Genomic DNA, 3,094 nt, shown 5'->3' with positions numbered 1-3,094 from the left:
AAGCGCACACGAGATATTGGACAAGATCGTGGACGACCTACTCCCGGAGGCTCGCCATATCGTCGACGAGCTAGGGATTGACCAAGTGCGCGCGAACGTCGCGAGGGGTCTGGCCGACATGGCTCGTCGCCGGGCGGAGCGAGAAGCTGCGGGATATATCAAGCGCAGCCAACCATGACTGACATCATCACCCCCGAAGCAATCGCCGCTGCGACGCTCGAGGCTTGTGCCATTTGGATCGACATGCTCGCCCGCGCCTCCATCGACGCCGACGAACAGGAGCGTCTTGGCTCACTGGCTGAGGCTCTAAGGTTCGACCGTACCTCAATCATATTAGCCGTAACAAAGCCGCTGGAGGGGTGAGCCAATGGAAGAGACATTCTCGGTCGACAGGCGATACATCCGTCAGCAGGCGCGTGCTGCCTTGCTCCTCTACTTCGCGCCAGTGCGCTTCGTGGATCAGTTGATCAGGCGTCTAACTATGCGATTTCCGTAGCCGAATCCCGCCAGTTTTGCTAATGTTTTCAGGTGATGCGGCGGCGTGGATGGACACGCTAGGACGGGCAAAGCAAACCCGAGACCGAAAGGCCGCCCCGCGCATCGAGGGACAAATCGATCGCACCCAGCCGGTATCAAGCCCGGCCCGCATCACACCCTGAACGAAGTATCACCCCAATGCCCCGCATGATCGACGAACTAGCCCAAGCGCTCCGTCACTCCGACCTACAGGACATCCAGCGCCCGAACCTCAACACCCCACTTCCACCAGAGTATGACAAGCTAGACCCGCAAGAGCAGGAGTTTGTCCGCAGGCGAGTGCGCGCGGTGCTCGTCAGCATGAAGGCGATTGCCAGCCGGCGCACCAGTCCCGCTGCACGCGGTGCCATTGCCATGGTCGACGCGGTGTTGGAGGAGGAGATGGGGCGGCGCGGGCTGGATCTCTGACCCAACACCGGCATGCATCCGAAACGGACTGAAATCCAGACCGAAATGGATCGGAGTGCGTTGGGCCTATAGCCACTGATCGGGGTAGGCAGCTCCATGCTCGGAGTCGCCATAACTGCCTGGTGCAGCATTGTTGATCGGGTCAAGCGCAGCCTCGTCCTGCGACGGATCATCTTCCTCCCGCTCGCTATACCCATCCTCCTGGTGGACTGGTTAGCGACCCTGGTCACAATGCCCTTCGAGATACCGCTTGCGCGGATGATCGGCGAACCGCGTCCGCTTTGGACTGAGAGGTTCGCCGAACCCTTACGCGAGATGCGGCTGATATGGTGCGGAGACGACGGCAATGCCTGAACTCCCACCCTTTCTCGTCGGCCTTCTGGGCGGCATCCTTGGTGGCATCATCGGCGCAATGATCGTGATTTGGCTTTTCGCCGGGTGGCTTACCGCCGAACCGCCGGAGGATGGCCGGCTGCCGCCATGGAAGCCCTAGCGTGTGAGCGCGCCTGAGTTCGTTATCTGGACACCTCGGTATCTAGACGACAACGGCGGCGTGATCGTTCTGTTCGAGCTATGCCAGCGCCTGAGTGATCTTGGCGCGACCGCAAGAATATGGCCGTCCGCCAAGCCTGTGGGCTTCGGGATCGGGACGTGGCGCGCCTGGGCATCCTATATCCGGCGCAAGCGGTGGCAGAACCCAAAGGGGGTTGGCAACGCCTCGCGGAGGCACCTTGCGACCGCGGTGGTCATCTATCCCGAGATAGTCCCCGGCAATCCCTTGGGCGCGTCACGGGTCGTACGCTGGCTGCTCTACAAGCCAGGCGCCCACACCGGCGTTGTCGACTTCGGCGAGGACGAGGCGACCTTCTGCTACAACCCGGCGTTCAATGATGCCGGACTAAACCCTGAAGGCCGAATTCTCCGCGTCAGCAGCACGATCCCGGATTATCGACAGACCAACTTCGGTGAACGTAGCGGCGCGGCGCTGATCATCCGCAAGGGATCGATGCGCGAATTGAACGCTCACCCGCCTGATGCGGTGAACGTCGATGAGATGTCCCACGCTGAGCGCGCGAAGATATTCAACCGAGTCGAGCGGCTGTATTGCTACGACCCGCATACCTACTACGCGATCTATGCGGCGCTGTGCGGCTGTGTGCCGATCGTAATTCCTGAGCCCGGCGTATCCGAGGAAGTCTGGGAGCCGGACCCACGAATGCGGCTTGGCCTCGCCTATGGGGAGGATCGGGTTGACTGGGCGCTTGAGAGCAGGTCGGCACTCCTAGACCACCTCGCGCAGGCCCGAGCCGAAGAGGATGTCGCCGTGCGCGAGTTCATCCGGTGTTGTCGGGAGCGGTTCAGACGCTAGTCGCTCGTGCAGCCGATCAGCAGCGCGGCCTGTTTATGCCCCCACCCGCGCACGTCATTGAGCTTGGCCGCCAGCACGTCGGCGGCATTGCGCGCGTCCGGCGGCAGGATCCCGACCGGGCCGGGCTCGACCGGTATGTCAGCCTTGGCAACGCACGGCACCGGCACCGGCACCTTCTTTTCCACCGTGATGGTGCGGACCGCCGGGGTCGAACAGGCCGTTGCGAGAACTGACAAGCCGATTGCGAGTGCTTTCATGTTCACAGCCCCCTAGCCCCCGCCAGCGCGTCGCTGATGACGCACGGCGCGCCTTCCGCCCTGATCACCGCCGCCGATGCCCTGAGGCGGTCGCTGGTGACCTGTGCGGCCTTCTCGCGCTCGATCGCGCCCGCCAGCGCATCCTTGGCCGCCTTCTGCTTGGCAGCGCCCGCATCAGCCAGGGCGTCGACCTTGGCGTTCTGATCGGCGAGGTTGCCCAGCAGCCCGTCGATCGTCGAGAGGTTCACCGCCTGCTTGGCGTTGCATGTCGCCAGCTGCTCGCGGTGCAGCGCGTTGGTCGCGCGGGTCAGCAGCAGGGCGATCATCAGCCCGGCGATGACCGGCGCCCACCAGAAGCGCTTTGCGAGGTCGAGAATGAATGCGATGCTCATTTGCCGCTCCGCCACTTCGCCCACAGTTCCCAGGGCTGCGCCTTGAAATAGGCCCCAGCGATGTAACCGACGGCTAGGCCGATGATTAATGTGATCACGGCTTGGTCTCCCCTGTTGCCGGGTCTCTGGTG

General features: G+C 62.9%; 6 protein-coding genes. 4 read left to right on the top strand and 2 right to left on the bottom strand.

The features are described from left to right. Positions 1-174 precede the first annotated feature (174 nt). The 4 genes from JWQ89_RS13015 to JWQ89_RS13000 all read left to right on the top strand — a co-directional run bounded on the left by JWQ89_RS13015 (position 175) and on the right by JWQ89_RS13000 (position 2,314). The gene (locus JWQ89_RS13015; RefSeq protein WP_299641678.1) at positions 175-363 is read left to right on the top strand and encodes a hypothetical protein; all 189 of its coding nucleotides are present in this window, start codon (positions 175-177) and stop codon (positions 361-363) included. Positions 364-684: 321 nt separating this feature from the next. Then, complete coding sequence (locus JWQ89_RS13010) at positions 685-945, top strand: hypothetical protein (protein ID WP_299641676.1); 261 nt, start codon at positions 685-687, stop codon at positions 943-945. Between the two features lie 346 nt (positions 946-1,291). After that, a complete protein-coding gene (locus tag JWQ89_RS13005; protein ID WP_299641674.1) occupies positions 1,292-1,438 on the top strand; it encodes a hypothetical protein in 147 nt (48 codons plus the stop codon). Between the two features lie 60 nt (positions 1,439-1,498). Beyond that, a complete protein-coding gene (locus tag JWQ89_RS13000; RefSeq protein ID WP_299641672.1) occupies positions 1,499-2,314 on the top strand; it encodes a hypothetical protein in 816 nt (271 codons plus the stop codon). On the opposite strand, the gene JWQ89_RS12995 is transcribed toward JWQ89_RS13000, so the two are convergent. Next, positions 2,311-2,571: a hypothetical protein gene (locus tag JWQ89_RS12995; RefSeq protein ID WP_299641670.1), complete on the bottom strand. Its 261-nt coding sequence runs from the start codon at positions 2,569-2,571 to the stop codon at positions 2,311-2,313. The genes JWQ89_RS13000 and JWQ89_RS12995 overlap by 4 nt on opposite strands. Positions 2,572-2,573: 2 nt before the next feature. Continuing rightward, complete coding sequence (locus tag JWQ89_RS12990; RefSeq protein WP_299641669.1) at positions 2,574-2,963, bottom strand: hypothetical protein; 390 nt, start codon at positions 2,961-2,963, stop codon at positions 2,574-2,576. Positions 2,964-3,094: the final 131 nt, after the last annotated feature.

The sequence above is a fragment of the Devosia sp. genome (assembly GCF_028290645.1).
Lineage (GTDB): Bacteria > Pseudomonadota > Alphaproteobacteria > Rhizobiales > Devosiaceae > Devosia_A.
The sequence above is the reverse complement of the archived record's forward strand: the minus strand, read 5'-3'. Positions and strand labels throughout refer to the sequence as shown.

What these genes read in the sequence shown, in the direction of transcription:
- JWQ89_RS13005 (WP_299641674.1), top strand. Translation starts at nt 1,292, where the DNA reads ATGCCTGAACTCCCACCCTTTCTCGTCGGCCTTCTGGGCGGCATCCTT.
- JWQ89_RS13015 (WP_299641678.1), top strand. Translation starts at nt 175, where the DNA reads ATGACTGACATCATCACCCCCGAAGCAATCGCCGCTGCGACGCTCGAG.
- JWQ89_RS12995 (WP_299641670.1), bottom strand. Translation starts at nt 2,571, where the DNA reads ATGAAAGCACTCGCAATCGGCTTGTCAGTTCTCGCAACGGCCTGTTCG.
- JWQ89_RS12990 (WP_299641669.1), bottom strand. Translation starts at nt 2,963, where the DNA reads ATGAGCATCGCATTCATTCTCGACCTCGCAAAGCGCTTCTGGTGGGCG.
- JWQ89_RS13010 (WP_299641676.1), top strand. Translation starts at nt 685, where the DNA reads ATGATCGACGAACTAGCCCAAGCGCTCCGTCACTCCGACCTACAGGAC.